Here is a 20,273-nt window from a genome sequence, read left to right on the forward strand (position 1 = left end):
TTAATATAATAAATGCATGCCAGAATATCCAGAAGTTACAGTTGTGCAAAGAGCACTAAACACACATGTACAAGATAAAAAAATACTAAATGTTGAGGTTAAAATTTCAAAATTAATCAAAAATACAGACGAGAAAAATTTTATAAATTTCTTAATTGGTAAGAAATTTATAAATGTTGAAAATATAGGAAAATTCCTTATTTTCAATTTTTCTGATAAATCTCGTTTAATATCACACCTAAGAATGACAGGTAAATATTTTGTTAGAGATCTAAAAGACCCGGCGTTATACGCATATAGAGGAGATTGTATTTATTTTACTTTAGATAACCAAAAAGTACTTGTATACAATGATTCTAGAATGTTTGGAAGTATGGAAATTTTAGAATCTGAAGATCAGAGAAGTATTTATGAAATTAAAAATTTAGCATTTTTACCTGATAATGTTGATGTTGATTTATTATTTGAAAAATTAAAAAGAAAAACTATAAGCATTAAAAAGGTTTTATTAGATCAATCACTTGTTTTAGGTATTGGAAATATTTATGCGGACGAAAGTTTGCATATGACCAAAATTTATCCAATGACTCCTGCTAATAAAATTACAAAAAATGAATTAAAAGAACTTCTACATAATGCCCAAATAATAATGGACGAAAGTATTTTACATAATGGAAGTACCGTAAATTCTTACGCTTCAGTTAATGGAGTTGTTGGTGAATTTCAAAATTTACTAAAAGTTTATGGTAGAGAAAATGAAATTTGTCTAACATGCCAAAAAGATAAAATTGTAAAGGTAAAACTAGATTTTAAACCTAACGGAAGAGGAACAAGTTATTGTCCATATTGCCAAAAGGAGAAATAAATGGAAAAAAAATTAACTATAGTTGTAGATATGTTAAATGGGTTTGCTAAATTCGGAGCACTTTCAAGTCCCTTAATTAATGATATTATCCCTAACATTAAAAAAATTTTAGACAAATCTGAAAATATTATATTTTTAGCCGATGCACATAGTACTGACGATTTAGAAATGAAATCTTATCCAGTTCATTGTTTAAAAGGTACACCTGAAGCGGAAATAGTTGATGAATTATCACTATATGTTGATAAAAATAAAAAAAATGTTGTTTATAAAAACACTACAAATGGATTTTACGAAATCCGTCCGGACTATTGAGATAAATTTAATTCTTTTGAAATAGTAGGTTGTTGTACAGATATTTGTGTTTTACAATTAGCATTAAGTTTAAGAATGTGATTAAACAAAATTAATTCAGATAAAGAAGTTAGTGTCATCGAAAATTCAGTTGCAACTTTTGATTCAGAAGATCATAACGCAAAGGAATATCACCAAAATGCATTAAATATTATGAAAAATGCAAACATAGTGATTAAATAATAATGAAAAATACAATTGACATACATGGCTTTACACATGAAGATGCACTACCTAAAATTCAACTAAAAATTTATGAATTATTGGAGAATAAACACACTGAAATTAGAATAATTACAGGCATAGGTACAGGAGTTCTTCAGAATACTGTGGAAAACTACATAACAAACCACAATAAAAATAGTGATGTTAAGTTAGGATATAGTACACAAAATAAAGGAGGAACTTATATAATAACAAAAATTTATGATGATGACTATGATTTATATTATGAAGATGAGTTTGAAGAAACTCCATCACAAGAAGAAATCGATGACATTTTTAATAAATTTCCTAAATTATAGTAAGTTATAATATGAATTTAGAAACATTATTCGAATTACAAAAAAAATTAGACTCTAAAATACAAAGAAAAAGAGAAAAAACACACCCTGAATTTAGCGATAAAAATATAAAAACTCAAAAAATGTTAGCCTTAATTATTGAAGCGGCAGAGTACGTTAATGAAGTTCAAAGTTTTAAATACTGAAAAAATAATAAAAATGTAAATGTAGAAGCGATTAAAGAAGAATTTGCCGATTTGATGCACTTTTTAATAACAATAGGTTATGAACACAATGTTGACCCTAATTTTGAACCCAAAATAATAAATAGCGATATAAATGAACAATTTAAAGAGTTGTTTGTAAGTATTGGTAACTTAATAGAAAATCCTAATTCGACAAAAGTAAAATACGTGTTTGAAATTGCACTTGGATCATTTATCATGCAAGGTTTTAATTACTCAGAATTATTTTGATCATACTTTAAAAAGAACCAAAAAAACTACAAAAGATTGTATTCTAACTATTAATTATAGTATAATTTGAATATGCCTTAGTGGTGGAATTGGCAGACACAGCGGACTCAAAATCCGCCGGAATTTTCCTTGCAGGTTCAAGTCCTGTCTGAGGCACCATATATATTTGAAATATACCAAATACAGTTGATTTTTAATATCTACTGTATTTTTTAATAAAAGTGCGATTATTCTGTAAATTTCATTAAAAAAATAACTTTTATTAAATAAAAAATAGTTTTATCTATTATAATTATTCAAAATAATACGGAGGACAAATGAGCGATAAAGACAAAGAAAAAAATGGTTCTAATAATCATTGTTTAAATAAATGTAAAACAAAGAATTTAGAAAATGACTTAACTCAAAAAAGTCATGAAGCACATAATCACAATGAACATAAACAAAACCATGAAAATCACGCACATCATGAGCAAATAGAACATCACGAACATGATAATCATGATAGCAAAAAAGAAAATGAGCACAAACATCATGCTCATAATCATAGTGAGCATATGCACCATGATATGCACAGACATAATGATCACCAAGTAAACAAAAATGATAATCAACATAATAATGATCAACATCATGGGCACCATAATCATACGCATTCAAACCACTCAGGGCATGAGGGGCATGATCAACATAATCATAGTCAACATCATGGGCACCAAGTAAACGAAAATGATAAACATCATAATCATAGTCAACATCACGGACACCATAATCATGGAAATTCAAACCACTCAGGACACGGAGGACATGATCATCACGATCATACCGAGCACCATAAAGCAATGATAAAAGACTTTAAAATTAAGTTTTTCATATCATTGATATTAACAATACCAGTTATTTTAGTTTCAGGTCTATTTGCTAAATTAATCGGATCTACAGTATTACAATTCAATGGATCACAATACTTAGAATTAGCAATATCTAGTGTTGTTTTCTTCTATGGAGGTATTCCATTCTTTAAAGGTGCATACGACGAAATTAAAGCTAAAAAACCAGGAATGATGACCTTAATTGCTATCGCAATAACAGTGGCCTATACATATAGTTTTTACACAGTTTTTGCAAAAAATAAGGATAATTTCTTTTGAGAGTTAGTAACATTAATAGACATAATGTTATTAGGTCACTGAATTGAAATGCACTCAGTTGTAAGTGCATCTAATTCACTTAAAAAACTTGCTAATTTAATACCTGATAAAGCAAATTTAATTGTAAATGGAGAAATTAAAGAAGTGAAAACTTCTGAATTAAAAATCAGTGATATTATCTTAGTTAAACCTGGTGATAAAATACCAAGTGATGGAATTATAATTAAAGGTAATTCTGAAATTAACGAATCAATGTTAACAGGTGAATCTAAATTAGTTTCAAAAACTATCGGAGATAAAGTTATTGGTGGTTCTATTAATACAAATGGTTCTATTGAACTAAGAGTTAGTGCAACAAACGAAAATAATTACCTTTCAAAAGTAATTAAATTAGTTCAAGAAGCTAAACAATCAAAATCAAAAACACAACACTTAGCAGATAAAGCAGCCTTTGTTTTAACAATTTTAGCAATAAGTGTTGGAATAATCACATTTATTGTTTGAATCTCAGTTTCAAAAAATATTGATATATCAATTAAAAATGCTGCAACAGTTATGATTATAACTTGTCCGCATGCGCTTGGTTTAGCAATACCACTTGTTGTTTCTAGATCAACTGATAAATTAGCTAAAAACGGAATTTTAGTACGTAATAGAGTATCTTTTGAAAATGCAAGAAAAGTTGATATTGTTGTTTTTGATAAAACAGGAACTCTTACATACGGTAATTTTGAAATTGAAAATATCAAAATTTTTGATGAGAAATATACAAACGAAGAAACAATTAAAATTGCAAATTCATTAGAAAAATATTCAAATCACCCTATAGCAAATGCTATTTTAAATCATGCTAAAAATCTTAATTTAGATACATACGAATTAGTTAACAGTAATGTTATTCCAGGTTATGGTTTAAGTGGTTCACTAAATATTAATAATGAAACAAAAAATATAAAATTAGTTAACCATCAATATTTAATAGAAAATAACTTAAATATTGATTTAATTGATAATAAAATTGCTACTAATGTATTTTTATTAATTGAAAATCAAGTTATAGCACAGTTATTACTTAACGATAAAATAAGAGAAGATTCTTTCGAAACAATCAAAAAATTAAAAGAAAAAAACATTAAAACTTATATGTTAACTGGTGATAACGAATTAGTTGCACAAAGTGTTGCAAAACAACTTGGTTTAGACGGTTATTTTGCAAACGTATTACCTGATCAAAAAGAATCAAAAATTAAACAATTACAAAAAAATAATAAAATAGTTATGATGGTCGGAGACGGAATAAACGACGCTCCTGCTCTTGCTAGAGCAAATATAGGAGTAGCCATAGGTTCTGGAACCGATATTGCTCAAGATACTTCAGATATTATATTGATAAATAGTAATTTACAAGATATATTAATTATTACTAATTTTGCTAAAAAAACTTATAACAAAATGATTCAAAACTTAATTTGAGCTACACTTTATAACCTTATTGCAATACCGCTTGCAGCAGGTGTTTTATCATCTGTAGGAGTTAATGTTAGCCCTGAAATTGGAGCAATATTTATGACATTAAGTACAGTTGTTGTTGCAATTAATGCTATGTTATTAAGAATTAAAAAATAATAAATTCAAATTGATGCTACTTCATTGTAGTGTCAATTTTTATTATTCTAAAATTTGTTTAACTCTTTATTCTCTTTATAAAATAATAAATCTAAAGTAATTTCGTTTATAAAATTGTTTATAATATAAATATACAAATTATAAGAGGGGACAAATATGGAAAATAAAAATTATTCTCAATTACTTGAGGATTATAAAAATAAAATTGATGAATTATCAGTAAATGACTTGAATAAAGATCAAAAAGCAATATGTAAAATGCTTTTAGAGAACCTAACTGATAAAACACAATTACAAAACGTATACCAATTTTTAATGCAAAGAGTGAAAATTGGTTTTACATTCGATTCAGCACCCGAAATTAATAGCAAAATAATTTCAGTGCTTAAACACAACAAACAAAAGTCTTTTAGATTCAATGAATCTAAAAGCGAAAACACCTTAATCATAGGTGAAAACTATGATGCTCTTAAAAATTTATTAGTAATAGAGAGAGAGAGAGAGAGAGAGAGAGAGAGACGCGGCTTAGATTATAACTACGATGTAATCTATATTGACCCTCCTTATAACACAGAATCAGCACGTACAGACGGAAATAATTCCGCAAATGACAAAGAAAATATTTCCGCTTCAAAATTTATATATCGTGATAAATTCAGCCGTAATGGTTGACTTAACATGATGAACGAAAGACTTAAATTGGCCAAGAAACTTCTCAAAGATGACGGAGTTATTTTTGTATCGATTGATGACAACGAACAAGCATATTTAAAAGTCTTGATGGACGAGATTTTTGGAGAAGAGAATTTTATTGGTAACTTACCAAGATTAACCGTTAAAGGTGGAAAAACACAGACAAAACTATTCTCATCAAATCACGATGAATTAATTATCTTTGCGAAAAATATTAATAATATTTATATTAAAAAAGATTTAGTTGTAGATCAAGCGTTTAACAAAGAAGATGAATATTTGGTTGAGCGAGGACAATATCATACAAAACAAAGCTTAGATACAAATTCATTAGGTTATGTAAAATCACTTGACTACCCCATTATTTTTAAAGGTAAAACTTATTACCCAGGTGGTAAAGAATTATATGATTTAAGACAAAAAAATAATTTTAGTAACGGGAATGGTTGACGTTGAACATGATCGAAAGAATTAACTAATTTTGCTATTGAAAACGACTTTGTAACTGTTAGAAATAACAGATTATGGCCTAAAAAATATTTAAATGCAAAAATAGAAAAAATTAACGATTGTTATTCAATTGTACATGAAGAAAGAAGAAAATCAGTATCAGATTTAGAATTTGTAAATAATATTTATTCAAATACCATGGGCAACTATAATCTTGAAGATATTATAAGTGGTAAAGTATTTTCCAACCCAAAACCAACATCATTAATTAAAAGAATTATAAATTTAACTTCCGACAAAAACGCCCGTGTTTTAGACTTTTTCGCAGGCTCAGGAACAACAGGTCACGCTGTTTTAGAACTAAATAAAGAAGATGGTGGAAATAGAACTTTTACACTTGTAACAAATAATGAAAACAATATTGGTTATGATATCACCTACGAACGTTTATTTAGAATAAATCATGGTTTAGGCACAAATAACGAAACTTTTAAATGAAGTGAAAAAAATGAACCATATAAACAAAATTTAAATGTTTTTGACTTAGAATATAGCAATATTAGTCTTGATCAAAACCAAACTAAAACAGAATATTTAGTTGATACTCTTAGAGAATCATTAACTAAGTTTGAAGTTAAAGATATTAGCAATGATGAGTTATTAAACAATTTAACTAATTTATATTCATTAGATAAAGAGGAAGTTGATAAACTAGATGAAATTAACTAATACCCAAGATAGAGCGGTTTCTCAACTCTTAAAACATTTTAATAACTCATATAGTCTTAATCAATCTAAAATAGTTGAATTTAAAGCACCAACAGGTTCAGGTAAAACTTTTATGATTGCTAACTTTATTGATCAAGCTATTACAATTAATAAACAAAGAGATAATAAGCCTATTATTTTTGTTGTTATGACTCTTTCTAACGCTGAATTACCTAAACAAATGGAAGATAATTTTAATGAATATAAATATTATTTAGAAAATAGAAACAATCTTATTTTTGAAAGAAAAGAATCTCCATCAAATAGTAAAAATAATGTTAAAGATGCTGATTATACATTCAAAGTTGAAACTAATAAAGTATTTATTTTAGGAGCTTCTTCATTCGGTGCTAACAGAATATATACCGAACAAGGTATTTTAGATAAATTCATTTCAGAGATCTCAAACAATTACTTTGTTGCTTTTATTCGTGATGAGGCACATATCGGAACAAGTGAATCAGGAATTAAAGGTAGAGATAAGAAAGCAGCAGAAAACTTTTACGAAAAAATGAGTAAAGCGGCTAATTTTCAAATTAATATGACCGCTACACCAAAAGGTATTTATGAACAAGTTAAGATTAGTGAAAAAGAACTAAAAGAAGATGATATTAAATTACTTAAAATCAATGGTCATTTAAATGAAGGATTATCTGAAACTAATAGCGAACAACTTAGTGATTTAGAATTATTAGATGTTGCATGTACTAAATTTAAAGAAATTAAACAAAAGTATATAACCGAAGATGGGTTAATAGATAATATTAATCCTGCTATGTTAATTCAAGTAAACGATAAAAAAGCTAATGATAAAGATTTTGATGAAAAGATCGATAATATAATCAAAACATTAAAGAAACATAATTTAACATGAGCTAAATACTTTTCTTCTGAAAAAATAGATTCAAACATGCGTGGTAATATTTCTTTAAAAAATATTTCTAAAAGCAGTTCTGATATTGATGTAATAATCTTTAAAGTTGGACCTGCAACTGGTTGAAACATACCACGTGCTTGTATGTTGGTTCAATTAAGAAATGTATCTTCTGATAGTTTAAGCATCCAAACCATTGGACGTATCAAACGTAACCCAAATCCAGCTTATAAATTTGATGATAATTCAACAGCATATAACTATTGAGTATATTCAAATATTGAAAATATCGACAAAATAGGTAAAGATAGAGAATTCAGTTCATATAAATTAAATGAAGAAAGTTTAAATGATAAGTTTTACTATGGTGAAATCAATAAAGAAGTTGAAAAAATAAAGGTCGATCTAAGTGATGGGATTATTGAACTAATTAAAAACAATAAAAATCAATTATTATCAAATTATGATTATTATTTAAACTACTATAAAGAAAAAGGATTTTTACCTTATAAAGAAGAAAAAATAATAGATAAAGAAACTAACCAAGAATTACAATATATTAATAGAAAAATTAATAATATTATTGAATTAAGTCAATTTATAAATGAATTTAGCACAAAAACATCTAATATTCTTGATAAAAAAGATTTGAGAGCAATAGATCAATACTTTATTGATAATTATAAAGATCACATCAATTCACTACTTTGATATTCATTTATTAAGTTTATATACCCTAAGGTAAAAAAATATGTCTTAGATCAAAGAAAAAAACAAATTAACGAACTTAATATCCGTGAATTTAAACTCATGTATGATAAACAGTTACCTTCTGATATTAATTTTGAAATAACTGATGAAGATTTCAAAATTGAGTTTGAAGAGCAGAAAATAAATTATCAATATGAATTGATATCATTGTTAAATAATAAATCTAAACAAAGGTTGCACTATTATGATTCGAATAACGAAAAAAGTTTTATTAATAGTATTGTTAATCTTTTTAAAGACGACTTGAAAAATAATAATTATAAAAATATATCTCTATTTAGAAACCCAGTACAAAATGGAATCTTTTATGAATATTATGATGAAGATAATAATATCAAACGTCAATTTCCTGACTTTGTTTTAGTTTATAAAACAAATAAAATCGAACATCAAATAAATGTTGAAATTAAAGACTATAACAATGATTATGATGAGATAAAAACAAATAAAATAATTGATTCATATCATGGTTATTATGAAGATAAAAATAATAATTTAATGCAAATTGTTACTTCGCTATTAATTCAAGTTGATAAATCAAATGTCGGATCTAATAAATTTATTATTGCAGGCGGCGGAAGCACAAATGATACAATAAAGAAAATTATTAAAGAAAACATCGAAACTAACCAAATAATAAGTTGAATATATAATTTAGCAAAAGAGATTTAGAAATATGATGTACACTTAAAACTTTAATAAGTTTTTAGTGTACATTTTTTATTAAAAATGTAATTCTTCAAAAAATTGATACTACATATATTAGAGCAGATTTAACAAAAAAACGTATTTACGCAAAAATATTAAATGTTTAAGAAATTAATTTCATCAAAAATAGCATTTAGAGTTCTGCTTTTATTCTCAGATACTATAAGTTTAAATTTACTTTTCAAGTTTTTTATCTAAAACACCTGTATATTACGTAGTTTCGTTTTTTTCTCTTTTCATGCCACAAAATTGAAAAAATATATTGTGAAAGCATAAATTTATATTAAAAATGTTAAACATAAAACAAAAATAATAGCATAGTATTTTAAGTTCATTTAATAAAAATACGTATTTACGCAAAAATATTAAATTAATAATAATTTACTACTTTAAATATAAAAATAAAAAAATAGGTTTATAATATATACGCAGCAATATGTTTGGACGCTAAGGGGATTTTCCGTTTAGAGACTTAGAATTGGAACATATTGAGGACGGAATACTACGAGAAAAAAATATATTTTTCGGACATGGCGAATTGTTATGTCGATTTTTTTCAACTTTTTTAGGTATAAAAACGAACAAAATATAAATTTTGTTCGTTATTTTATAATAAATGAATGTTGTCTTTTTTCAATTCTTCTTTCATTTCTTTTGGTCAGTATGATGACTGTACTTCACCAATATGTTGTTTTTCAAGCATTAACATACTTAGTCTACTTTGACCAATTCCTCCACCAATTGTAAGCGGTAATGTATTTTCTACTATTCCTTTGTGGAACTCTGAAATCGACTTAACTTCTTCTTCGCTCATTTTTGACTGAGCTATTATTGAATCTTTATCCACACGTATACCCATAGATGATAATTCTATGGCTTTATTTTTTCAAGGAGCATAAATTATTAAATCTCCGTTTAATTTTCAATCATCATAGTCAAATGCTCTTTTAGATTGAATCATCCCAGACTCCATAGGTCAACCAATTTGGTAAATAAAAATAGTACCTTTTTCTTTGGCTAATTCATTTTCTCTTTGTTCTGGATTTAAATTAGGAAACATATTTTCAAGTTCTTGTGAACTAATGAAAAATACTTCATTTGCAAATACTTCTTGCAAATTATATTTTTCATTAATATAATTCTTAGTTTCTTTTACACAGTTATAAATTTTATTAACAATGCTTTTTAAGAAATCAACATTTCTATCTTCTACAGTAATTATTTTTTCTCAGTCTCACTGGTCAACATAATATGAATGAGTATCATCTAATTCTTCTTCACGTCTAATTGCGTTCATATCGGTATATAAACCTTCATATGTTTCAAAATGATAGTCAAATAAAGCTTGTCTTTTTCATTTTGCAAGTGAGTGAACTATTTGTAATTCTGTTGTTGAATCTTTTGGTAAAAATTTAACTGGTGCTTCGCCGCTTAACCCGTCATTTAATCCTGATTCTCTAGAAACAAATAATGGAGCGGTTGCTCTTGTTAAATTTAATTCTTTTTTAAGATCTTCTTGGAAGTGTGCTTTCAGATCCTGGATAGCACTTTGGGTTTCTCTTATGTTTAATTTTGATTTATACATATATTTCCTTTTAGTCTAACTTTGTTTTATATATAATATTATATAGTGTAATCGCATATACAAAAATAATTAATATGCATGATTACTAGGGAGAAAAATGAAAATCGAAATAAATAAATCTTACTTTTTAGAAGTGTCTAAATTACACAAAATTCATTATAAAATATATGGAAACTTAGAAGGCAAACCCGTTTTTGTAATACATGGTGGACCTGGTGGTGGTAGTCATTATAAACTTTTAGAATTATTTGATCAAAAGAAATTTATGATTGTTTTTATGGATCAACGTGGTTGCGGATTAAGTACACCTTTTTTAGAATTAAGTGAAAATAATACACATGAATTAGTAGAAGATATAGAAAAATTAAGAAACCACTTAAAATTAGATAAAATAATGCTATTTGGTGGTAGTTGAGGAACTACTTTAAGTTTAATGTATGCACTCAAATACACAAATAATGTTAGTGAAATATTATTAAGGGCAGTCTTTTTAGGACGTCAAGAAGATGTTGATTATCTATATGAAGAAAATGGTGCAAGTGTGTTTTATCCTGATTTATATGAGGAATATAAAAACAGTGTAATAAATTATCCTGGTAAAAATAATTTAGAAAGATATTATTACGCATTAAAAAATGAAACTGATACTGATAAACTTAATAAAGTTGCAACTACTTTTTCAAACTGAGAAAGCACCCTTGTTTCTATTAAAAATTTTACACCACAGATAAATTTAACACAAGAACAAATAAACGATAATAAAGCAATCGCTTTAATGGAAACTCATTACTTTATTAATAAGAGTTTTCTTGAAAGTGATAACTACATTTTAGAAAATGCATATAAACTATCTTCAATACCAACTTTCATAGTGCATGGTCGCCAAGATGTTGATTGTAGACCTATTGGTACATATTTATTACACAAAGAAATTAAAAATTCAAAGTTATATTTAATGGATTCAGCTAGTCACTCAACTAGTGAACCTCCAATATGAAATCAAATAATTGAAATTTTAAAAAATATCTAGTCTATTAAACTAGATATTTTTTACTTAAATTTAAGTACTTTCTTTAAATTAGTAAGAATTTTTCTAATGTTAGATGAAGTTTTTTTGTTTATTAAAGCATCTATTTTATTAATTACGATTCCAGAAGCAACATCTGCATTTGTGTTATGTATATGAACTACATTCTTAGAATATTTTTTAACTAGATGTGATAAATAAGGAGATAAATTATTATCTTTTAAATATAGGCTATCAACCTCTTTGAAAAAGTGGGTATTATTAATTTCTGCGCTTCATCTATTTTTTTCCAGTTTGCTTGATGCGTTTTCAACACCATACAAGCGATTAACGTTTGTTGTTTTAAAGTCTTTTGTTATAACAAAAACATAGTCTAATTTTTCTTGTAACGCAAGAGAAATTATATATTTCATTTTTCAGAATTTTCAATATCATTTTTCTTTATTAGAAAAATTATTTAATTTAATGTTAACTTCCGGATAAATAAAGTCTTCTATCATGTGACCGTCCATCACATTAATTGCATTAAATTGCATTTTCTTAATTTGTTTTAATCTTCTTTTGAATATTCCTCTTTGGAATTTATAACCATTAGTTTTTAAGTCATTTATATAGTCTACATATTCTTCAGAATTCGCATTAAAATCTTCAAATTTAGTAAATTTATTGTAGTTAAAATAAGGATTTAACTTATCTATAAGTACTTCTTTACCACTTGCACTTGTGCTAATAAATGCAATTTTAACATTTTGTTTATTAGTTGTTACTAAGTAGAAATAAATTGAGAACAACATATAAATAATATTAATTATCATAGTTGTTCAATTTAAAAATCCTACTCCTCCAAAAAAGATGAAAGAAAGTATGTTTTTAAAAATTCAAACTGGTCATGAGTCTCTAAATCCTAAAAGCATCATACTTAATGCAATTATTGATAATGCATTAATTAGAGAATTTAATATTATCGCTGCTTGATAATAATTAAAGTTTGATCCATATATTTGAGTCTTATCAAATTGATTTAATAAAATTAATATTTTTTCATGTAACAATGGAGTTACATAATAGAACAATACAGTCATCAAAATTGTTAAGAAAACAAAGAAACTGGTTGAATAAATATTGGATCTAAAAAATTCAAAGTTTTTATTATTCTTGATAATTCTCGTTGTTTTAAAATAAGTAAAAATTAATATTGGTATATAGATAAATAAGTTGATAAAGGCATCTAAAGGTATTTTGAAAGAAAACGCAAATAACGAAAATAATAATGCGTTTACAATACCTAATGGATACCCTATTTTTTTATGGTTAGAAAAAGCAATAACTGATAAAACACCTAGCAATGCGGAAAGTGAAACGCTAACCCCGATCACCTTTTGTCATACACTACCAAACTCTCATATTCATGATTTATAATCAAATGAATATAGGGTGTTAAATCCTAAAAATATTATAATTATTGCTACAATTATTCTTTTAATTACACTTGTATACATAATTAAACTATTATACTATAAAAGAAATAAAAAAGCATAAAAACAGGGTTTTTTACTATAAAATCCGTTTTTTATGCTCATTTGTCATAATTATTTTATATATTTTTCATCTAATATTCCGATGTAAGGTAGATTTCTAAATTTCTCTTGATAATCAAGTCCAAAACCTACCAAAAATTCGTTTGGAACACTAAATCCAAAGCAATCTGCTTCCAAATTAACTTTACGATTTTGTGGTTTATCCATTAAAGTTGCTATTCTAAATGAATTTGGTTCACGATTCATTAATATTTTTTTAATTTTATCAAGTGTAATACCACTATCGATAATATCTTCAACTATTAGGACATCTTTACCTTTAATATCTTGTGCTAAATCCATAATAATTTTAACACTTCCACTTGAAGCGTGGTGACCATTATAACTACTTGCAGTTATAAAGTCAATTTCATGATCCACTTCAACATGTTTAATTAATTCTGCTAGAAATGGTACTGAACCTTTTAATAATGCAACTATAATTAAATCTTCACTATCTTTATATGTTTCATTAACTCATTTTGCAACTTCTTTTATTTTTTCATTTACGAATTTTTCATCGAATAATATCTCTTTTATTTTTGGGTGTTTTTTCATATTTTCTCCTTTCAAAATCTTATAAAAAAAGCCGTATTAAAATACGACTTCATATTATAAGTGTTTAACATCTATAATTTTAATTGTAAATTTCTTAATACCTTCAACTTCAACTTCATCACCAATTTCGTGGTTCAACATAGCCACAGCTAATGGGCTAAATGTTGAAATTTTGTTTTGGAATGGGTCTGCATCGTGTGAACCAGTAATCATAACTGTTTTGGTTTCATTTTTGTCAAGAATTAAAAATGTAACTTCTGAGTTTATTCCGATTCTATTATCTTGCTTATCTGAATTAGATTCAATAATTTTTGCATTATCTAAAATATTTTCTAATTCTGAAATACGAGCTTCAACAATACCTTGTCTTTCTCTAGCTGCATCATACTCAGCATTTTCGGATAAGTCACCTTGAGCACGAGCTTCTTTTAAGGCCTCTTGTACAGATTTACGTTCAATATTAATTAATTGTTCGTATTCTTTTTTATATTCATTATACTTCTCAATTGATAAGTAAATTAAATTTTTGTCATCATTCATTTGGAAACTCCTCTAATTATTAATATTATTATACAATAAAGTTTATTTAACAATAAAAAGATATTTATTAGTTATATAAGAAACTTCATATTTTATGTTTTTACTTTTTAATTCATTGACCAAAACATTAAGATCAGATTTTTTAGTTTTCTTTAAGTTAATTACTAACATTCCGTCTTTATTCAACTTATTAAAATAGTCTTTATATAAATCATTGATATTGATATTCGATTTAAAAACGGCTACCAAATCAAGTAATTCATTATTATAAAGAAATAACGGTTTTGTTATATCTTCGTGATTACTATCTCTTAATTCTGTGAATTTTTCAAAGTCAAAATCATTCATTAAGTAATAGTTTTTAGCTTGAGTTTTTTCGTTTATGGCTATATTAGGGAAAATATCATTTTCAGAAATAACTAAAATATCTTGATATTTGTTAATGTAAATTGTATTTATAATACCTTCAATATCTAGATCATCAGTTTTTGACTTTATTTTTTCTTTTAACTCAAAAGGTAGAGTTCCAATATCATTTCTCATACTTTCGATTTTAATTAAAGTTTCTTGTCTAGACTTGTTTATAAAGTTATTTCTTACTTTTTTAGCTCAAATATTTATACCAATATAAACCAATATACCAATTACAAATACAACTATAGCAGAGATTGCTAAACCAATATTAGTAGGTGTTCACTTCATTATTTACCTCACTTATGTTTGTAATAATCTAAGTAATCGTTTAATATAATTTGAGCAGCTAAACTATCTTTATATTTTTTACTTTTAGTTGTATTTAATCCACCTTGTTTCAATATTTCTTTAGCTCTTTTTGTAGAATATTGTTCATTAACTAACATTACAGGTATATCAAAATTTTGTTCTAATTGAACTTTAAAGTTTTCAACCATTAAAGTTCTATCGCTTTTGTCACCGCTTATTTTTAAAGGGTAACCTAATACAAATCCATCTATTTTATAGATAGATAAGTAGTATTTTATTCTTTCTATTACTAAATTAAAATTATTTTCTTCAAACATAAAGTTTTCAACAGATGAAGAAATTATTTCACTTTCATCTGTAATGGCAAAACCACACGATTTTGTTCCTAAGTCAAGCCCTAATTTTCTCATTTTAAACTTTCAATAATAAAGCTTTTTAGGTTATCTTTGTGATCTATTTTTCCCATAGTTAAAATAGAATTTCCGCCACCTTTACCATTAAATTGTTCAAAAATTTGTGATGCAACAAATTTTGAATCGTATTTTTTAGATGAAACAACTAACATAGGAGTTGTTCCTTCTGAAGTGGCAACAATTAAAGAATTTGTATTCTTTTCTCTTAATGTAGTTGCTACATTTTTAATTGTTTTTCTGTCTAAGTTATCTAAATAAATTAATTCTTTATTATCGACCATTTCTTTTTCGACATTATCATAGTCAAAACTAAACTCATTTTCTTGTTTTTTCATTATAGCTACATAATCATTACGTATTAAATTACTTATGTTTTTTAAATATCTAATAGCTTCTTCGTGTGATTCAGGTATATCAAGATCAAATTGATATGATGGTTCTAATTTAGCGTTACGTTCTATTAAATTATCAACCTCAACTATTAATTGATTTTTTTGTTCTTCTAAAAATTCATCAACAAGTAAATTAGATGAAATGGCTCTAATTCTATAAACTCCTGCAGCTTTTTTCTCAACGTTAGTTATTTTAAAGTTTTCAAGTTTTTCTGTATTAGATAAGTGAGTTCCACCACATAAATCAGCTGTAATATTTTCAAATTCAACAATTCTAACAAAGTTAGGATCCATATATTCACCTTCTTCTAAGGTCATAATTGCACCCATTTGTTTAGCTTGTTCAGTTGACATATTTAAATATTCACGATTTGCTTTTTGTGCTATAAAACTACGAACTAATTCTTCAATTTTTTCGATTTGTTCTTCAGTTGGTTTAGTATCAGCAGGTAAGTCGAAAGTCAATCTATCTTCGTTATTATCACTTCCTAACTGTTTAATTTGATTACCTAGAACTTCTCTTAAAGCACGGAATAATAAGTGTGTTCCTGAGTGGTTTCTTTCTAGACCAAGTCTAATAACTGGGTCAACATAACAATGCACTGGTAGGTTTCTATTAATAGTTCCTTCCACTTTATGAATATGGTTACCAAATTTATCTTTAAATACGTCTAAAATTAAGATTTTATTGGCTCCTTGTTGAATGTAACCTCTATCGTGTTTTTGACCACCACTTGTTGCGTAGAATGGAGTTTCATCAAGAATTACATAACTAATATCATCAGAAGATTCAATTTCATTTTCGGTATTTAATAAGTGTAATATCTTACTTTCTGATTCTAAATTAGTGTAACCAATAAACTTGTCAATTTTAGATTTAATAATTGTTAGTGAATTGATAACTTTATCCATACCTGAAACTTTTGAAGTTTTACTTGCTTCTGAGTGTTTAACTCTTGCTTCTTCAAATGAATCCATTTCGATTGATATGTTTTTTTGTTCGAGTATTTCTTTAGTTAACTCAATTGGAAAACCATATGTTTCGAATAATTTGAAAGCAATATCTCCAGGAAATGTTTTTACATTTTCGTCAATATATTTTTCTAAAAGTTTTTTACCATTATCAATAGTTTTTAAGAAAGTAATTTCTTCTTGTTTAATCATTTGTTCAATTTTCTTTGTCTCATATTCAAAAGGTAAAGAATCTTTAACAACTTTAACTAATTTATACAAGAATAAATCGTTAATACCAAGTGAAATTGCCTTATACGAACTACGTCTAATTAATCTTCTAAGAATGTAACCACGACCAGTATTTGAAGGTTTGGCACCATCAGCAAGTGCGTTAACAACCGTTCTCATGTGATCTGCAATTATTTTGAAGTTAGTATTAATTTCAGTTTGAACCGGATCTTTAGTAAAGTAATTTTCAATTACATATTTATAAGATGTGTACTCTTCAATTTTATTGATTATTGGTAAAAATAAATCGGTATCAAAATTAGTTGGAGCATCTTGTAATATTGAAACAATACGTTCTAAACCAGCACCAGTATCGATGTTTTTTTGTTTTAATTCGGTGTAATTTCCATTTCCATCTGAATTAAATGTAGAAAACACTATATTTCAAATTTCGATATATCTATCATTTTCCATATCTTCTTTAAGTAATTGAATACCTCTTGAATCATATTTTTCACCACGATCATAGAAAATTTCTGTGTTAGGTCCACAAGGTCCAGATCCAACTTCTCAGAAATTGGTATCTTTATTACCTGGTATCATATGTGATTCGTCAAAACCTTGTTGCATTCACAATTCTTTAGTTTCTAAATCTTCAAAGTAGTATGTAAAGTATAATTTTTCTTTATCAAGGTTTAATTCTTTAGTTAAAAATTCAGCAGCAAATTCAATTGCTTCTTTTTTAAAGTAATCACCAATTGAAAAGTTACCCAACATTTCAAAGAATGTGTGGTGTCTTGCTGTTACACCAACATTTTCAATATCGTTTGTACGAATTGATTTTTGTGAGTTAACAATTCTTTTTGAAGGTGGTATTTTTTTACCTGAAAAATAGTCTTTTAAAGTAGCAACACCACTATTAACTCATAATAGTGATGGATCATTTTGTGGAACTAAACTTTTTGAAGGTTGAATAAAATGACCTTTTGATTCAAAAAACTTAAGTCATTTTTCTCTAATTAATTTTGAATTCATATTAACTCCTTAAATGTAATCAATTTTATTACCATTGATATAAATTTCATCGATTGTCGCACCACCGATACATTTTTCACCATCATATAAAACAACTTGTTGCCCTGGTGTAACTGCTATTGATTTTTCTGGGTACGAAACTCTAATTTTGTCATCATCTAAAATTTCTAATTTTACTGGAACATCTACTTGTCTGTATCTAAATTTAGCTGTTAAATTATTTAAATCATATTCATCATGATTAAATGTATATCCTGAAGCGATTAAAGCATCAGATTCTAAAAATTCTGGTCTTGAGTTTGGTGCTACATATATAATGTTTTTGTGAACGTCTCTACCACATACATAATAAGGTTCGCTCATACCACCTAAATTCAACCCTTTACGTTGTCCGATTGTGTAGTAAAACGAACCAACATGTTTCCCTACAACTTTTTTAGTAATTATGTCAACTATATCACCACTTTGAGCTGGTATATAATTTTGTAAAAATTGAGTGAAGTTACGTTCACCAATAAAACAAATACCTGTAGAATCTTTTTTAGATGCAGTTGCTAAATTTTGTTCTTTAGCAATTTCTCTAATTTGGCTTTTTTCTAAATTTCATAAAGGCATTTTTACTTTTTTAAGTTGCTCATGTGTAAGTTGTGATAAAAAGTATGTTTGATCTTTATTTTGGTCTTTAGCTCTATATAAACGACCATCTAAAACATGGGCGTAATGACCCATAGCAATATAATCCGCTTTTAAAACACTGAATGCGTATTTAGCAAACGCATTAAATTTTATGAATTTATTACATAAAATATCTGGATTAGGTGTTCTACCTTTTTTATACTCATCAATAAAATTTTGAAAAACATTATTTCAATATTCTGCAACAAAATCTACTCTATGTAATTTTATTCCCAATTTGTCAGCAACTAATTGTGCATCATTATAATCCATTTCCTGAGTACAGATTTCATTATTTATTTCTTTATTTCCTAAAATATCATTATTAACAATTGAATCTCAGTTACGCATAAATAGACCTTCTACTTGGTAACCTTCTTTTTTTAGTAAGTATGCAGCTACAGATGAGTCGACTCCACCACTCATTCCGACTACAACTTTAATGTTTTTTTTATCCATTAAGCCTCATTTCAACGAATTTAATGAAAAAATCCGTTATTTTTATAAAAATAATATTATTATTTAATTATATAATAAAAACGTCTTTTTTAACTTCAAAAAGTGATTTAGTAGGTATATTTTAGGTGAATATTAGCAATAAGCAATAATGTTATTTATTATTGAAGTTAAAAAGCAAATAAATAAAGTAATTAATATTAACATACCATTACCGAGAAATATACTATCAAGACCATATTTTTAAATATTTTATTCAATAGAATAAAAATAAATTTAAAAATGTATAATTAAATAATCATTAGAAAGGATATTTATGTTTGAAAAATTAAAAAAATTATTTAGTAAATTTGATGATAAAAACGAATCTAAATTAACAGAATTATACCCAGTTGCAAGTGGTAATTATGTAAAATTAACCGATGTTAAAGACCCAGCTTTTAGTTCATTAGCTATGGGAAATGGTTTTGCTGTTGAATTAGCAGAAAAAGAAGGTGTAGTTGATATTCTTTCACCAATTGACGGATCAATTAAATTAGTTTTCCCATCAAAACATGCTATCGGTATTGTAAACGATAAGGGTGTAAATGTTTTAATTCATATCGGAATTGAAACTGTTGGTTTAGACGGTAAGGGATTTGAAACTTTAGTTAACGTAGGTGATGCAGTTTCAAAAGGGCAACCACTTGTTAGTGTAAATCTTGACGTTTTAAATGAAAACAATTTAGACACAACAACAATGGTAGTTGTTTTACCTGAATCAAACACAACAACACTAAATATTTTAAACAACTATAAAACTGGTGATAAATTAGATATGATACAACCAGTTGTTAACGTTGAATAATTAATAAATAAAAATATAAAGGTT

Annotated in this window: 17 protein-coding genes and 1 tRNA gene; 10 read left to right on the forward strand and 8 right to left on the reverse strand. The window is 26.4% G+C overall.

Going from position 1 to position 20,273, the window contains the following annotated elements:
* The first annotated feature begins 16 nt into the window (after window positions 1-16).
* The 8 genes from mutM (at window position 17) to HTZ87_RS02575 (ending at window position 9,203) form a co-directional block, all read left to right on the forward strand.
* The gene (gene mutM, locus HTZ87_RS02540) at window positions 17-865 is read left to right on the forward strand and encodes a bifunctional DNA-formamidopyrimidine glycosylase/DNA-(apurinic or apyrimidinic site) lyase (protein ID WP_174892999.1); all 849 of its coding nucleotides are present in this window, start codon (window positions 17-19) and stop codon (window positions 863-865) included.
* Window positions 866-1,402, forward strand: coding sequence for an isochorismatase family cysteine hydrolase (locus tag HTZ87_RS02545; RefSeq protein ID WP_174893000.1), 537 nt, complete (start codon window positions 866-868; stop codon window positions 1,400-1,402).
* Between the two features lie 2 nt (window positions 1,403-1,404).
* Window positions 1,405-1,743: a Smr/MutS family protein gene (locus HTZ87_RS02550; protein WP_174893001.1), complete on the forward strand. Its 339-nt coding sequence runs from the start codon at window positions 1,405-1,407 to the stop codon at window positions 1,741-1,743.
* Between the two features lie 11 nt (window positions 1,744-1,754).
* Window positions 1,755-2,252 carry a dUTP diphosphatase gene (locus HTZ87_RS02555; RefSeq protein ID WP_174893002.1) on the forward strand — a complete coding sequence of 166 codons (498 nt, stop codon included), beginning with the start codon at window positions 1,755-1,757 and terminating at the stop codon, window positions 2,250-2,252.
* Between the two features lie 20 nt (window positions 2,253-2,272).
* Window positions 2,273-2,357, forward strand: a tRNA-Leu gene (locus tag HTZ87_RS02560).
* Window positions 2,358-2,515: 158 nt separating this feature from the next.
* Window positions 2,516-4,975: a copper-translocating P-type ATPase gene (locus HTZ87_RS02565; RefSeq protein ID WP_217481410.1), complete on the forward strand. Its 2,460-nt coding sequence runs from the start codon at window positions 2,516-2,518 to the stop codon at window positions 4,973-4,975.
* Between the two features lie 156 nt (window positions 4,976-5,131).
* The gene (locus HTZ87_RS02570; protein ID WP_174893003.1) at window positions 5,132-6,847 is read left to right on the forward strand and encodes a site-specific DNA-methyltransferase; all 1,716 of its coding nucleotides are present in this window, start codon (window positions 5,132-5,134) and stop codon (window positions 6,845-6,847) included.
* The gene (locus tag HTZ87_RS02575; protein WP_174893004.1) at window positions 6,834-9,203 is read left to right on the forward strand and encodes a DEAD/DEAH box helicase family protein; all 2,370 of its coding nucleotides are present in this window, start codon (window positions 6,834-6,836) and stop codon (window positions 9,201-9,203) included. Before HTZ87_RS02570 ends, HTZ87_RS02575 begins: the two co-directional genes overlap by 14 nt.
* 643 nt (window positions 9,204-9,846) lie before the next feature.
* Here the strand turns inward: HTZ87_RS02575 and HTZ87_RS02580 are convergent.
* The gene (locus HTZ87_RS02580; RefSeq protein ID WP_174893005.1) at window positions 9,847-10,824 is read right to left on the reverse strand and encodes an aspartate--ammonia ligase; all 978 of its coding nucleotides are present in this window, start codon (window positions 10,822-10,824) and stop codon (window positions 9,847-9,849) included.
* Between the two features lie 97 nt (window positions 10,825-10,921).
* Between HTZ87_RS02580 and pip the strand changes: the two genes are divergently transcribed.
* Window positions 10,922-11,854: a prolyl aminopeptidase gene (gene pip / locus HTZ87_RS02585; protein ID WP_174893006.1), complete on the forward strand. Its 933-nt coding sequence runs from the start codon at window positions 10,922-10,924 to the stop codon at window positions 11,852-11,854.
* A 20-nt stretch (window positions 11,855-11,874) separates the two neighbouring features.
* Here the strand turns inward: pip and HTZ87_RS02590 are convergent, their stop codons facing one another.
* The 7 genes from HTZ87_RS02590 to mnmA form a co-directional block, all read right to left on the reverse strand.
* Window positions 11,875-13,350: a nicotinamide mononucleotide transporter family protein gene (locus HTZ87_RS02590; protein WP_174893007.1), complete on the reverse strand. Its 1,476-nt coding sequence runs from the start codon at window positions 13,348-13,350 to the stop codon at window positions 11,875-11,877.
* A 90-nt stretch (window positions 13,351-13,440) separates the two neighbouring features.
* Window positions 13,441-13,986 carry a hypoxanthine phosphoribosyltransferase gene (hpt, locus tag HTZ87_RS02595; protein WP_174893008.1) on the reverse strand — a complete coding sequence of 182 codons (546 nt, stop codon included), beginning with the start codon at window positions 13,984-13,986 and terminating at the stop codon, window positions 13,441-13,443.
* Between the two features lie 54 nt (window positions 13,987-14,040).
* Complete coding sequence (greA, locus tag HTZ87_RS02600; RefSeq protein WP_174893009.1) at window positions 14,041-14,526, reverse strand: transcription elongation factor GreA; 486 nt, start codon at window positions 14,524-14,526, stop codon at window positions 14,041-14,043.
* A 42-nt stretch (window positions 14,527-14,568) separates the two neighbouring features.
* Complete coding sequence (locus HTZ87_RS02605; RefSeq protein ID WP_174893010.1) at window positions 14,569-15,228, reverse strand: BC85_0335 family putative methyltransferase; 660 nt, start codon at window positions 15,226-15,228, stop codon at window positions 14,569-14,571.
* Window positions 15,228-15,659, reverse strand: coding sequence for a Holliday junction resolvase RuvX (gene ruvX / locus HTZ87_RS02610; protein WP_174893011.1), 432 nt, complete (start codon window positions 15,657-15,659; stop codon window positions 15,228-15,230). Before ruvX ends, HTZ87_RS02605 begins: the two co-directional genes overlap by 1 nt.
* Complete coding sequence (gene alaS / locus HTZ87_RS02615; protein ID WP_174893012.1) at window positions 15,647-18,271, reverse strand: alanine--tRNA ligase; 2,625 nt, start codon at window positions 18,269-18,271, stop codon at window positions 15,647-15,649. The genes ruvX and alaS overlap by 13 nt, the downstream gene beginning before the upstream one ends.
* Before the next feature lie 9 nt (window positions 18,272-18,280).
* Window positions 18,281-19,405, reverse strand: a complete 1,125-nt coding sequence (gene mnmA, locus HTZ87_RS02620; protein WP_371813974.1) for a tRNA 2-thiouridine(34) synthase MnmA — start codon at window positions 19,403-19,405, stop codon at window positions 18,281-18,283.
* A 313-nt stretch (window positions 19,406-19,718) separates the two neighbouring features.
* Here mnmA and HTZ87_RS02625 point away from each other — a divergent pair, with 313 nt between their 5' ends.
* Window positions 19,719-20,249: a PTS glucose transporter subunit IIA gene (locus HTZ87_RS02625; RefSeq protein ID WP_174893013.1), complete on the forward strand. Its 531-nt coding sequence runs from the start codon at window positions 19,719-19,721 to the stop codon at window positions 20,247-20,249.
* Window positions 20,250-20,273 lie beyond the last annotated feature (24 nt).

The organism is Mycoplasma sp. OR1901 (assembly GCF_013348745.1).
In the GTDB taxonomy this organism is placed as follows: domain Bacteria; phylum Bacillota_I; class Bacilli_A; order Mycoplasmatales; family Metamycoplasmataceae; genus Mycoplasmopsis.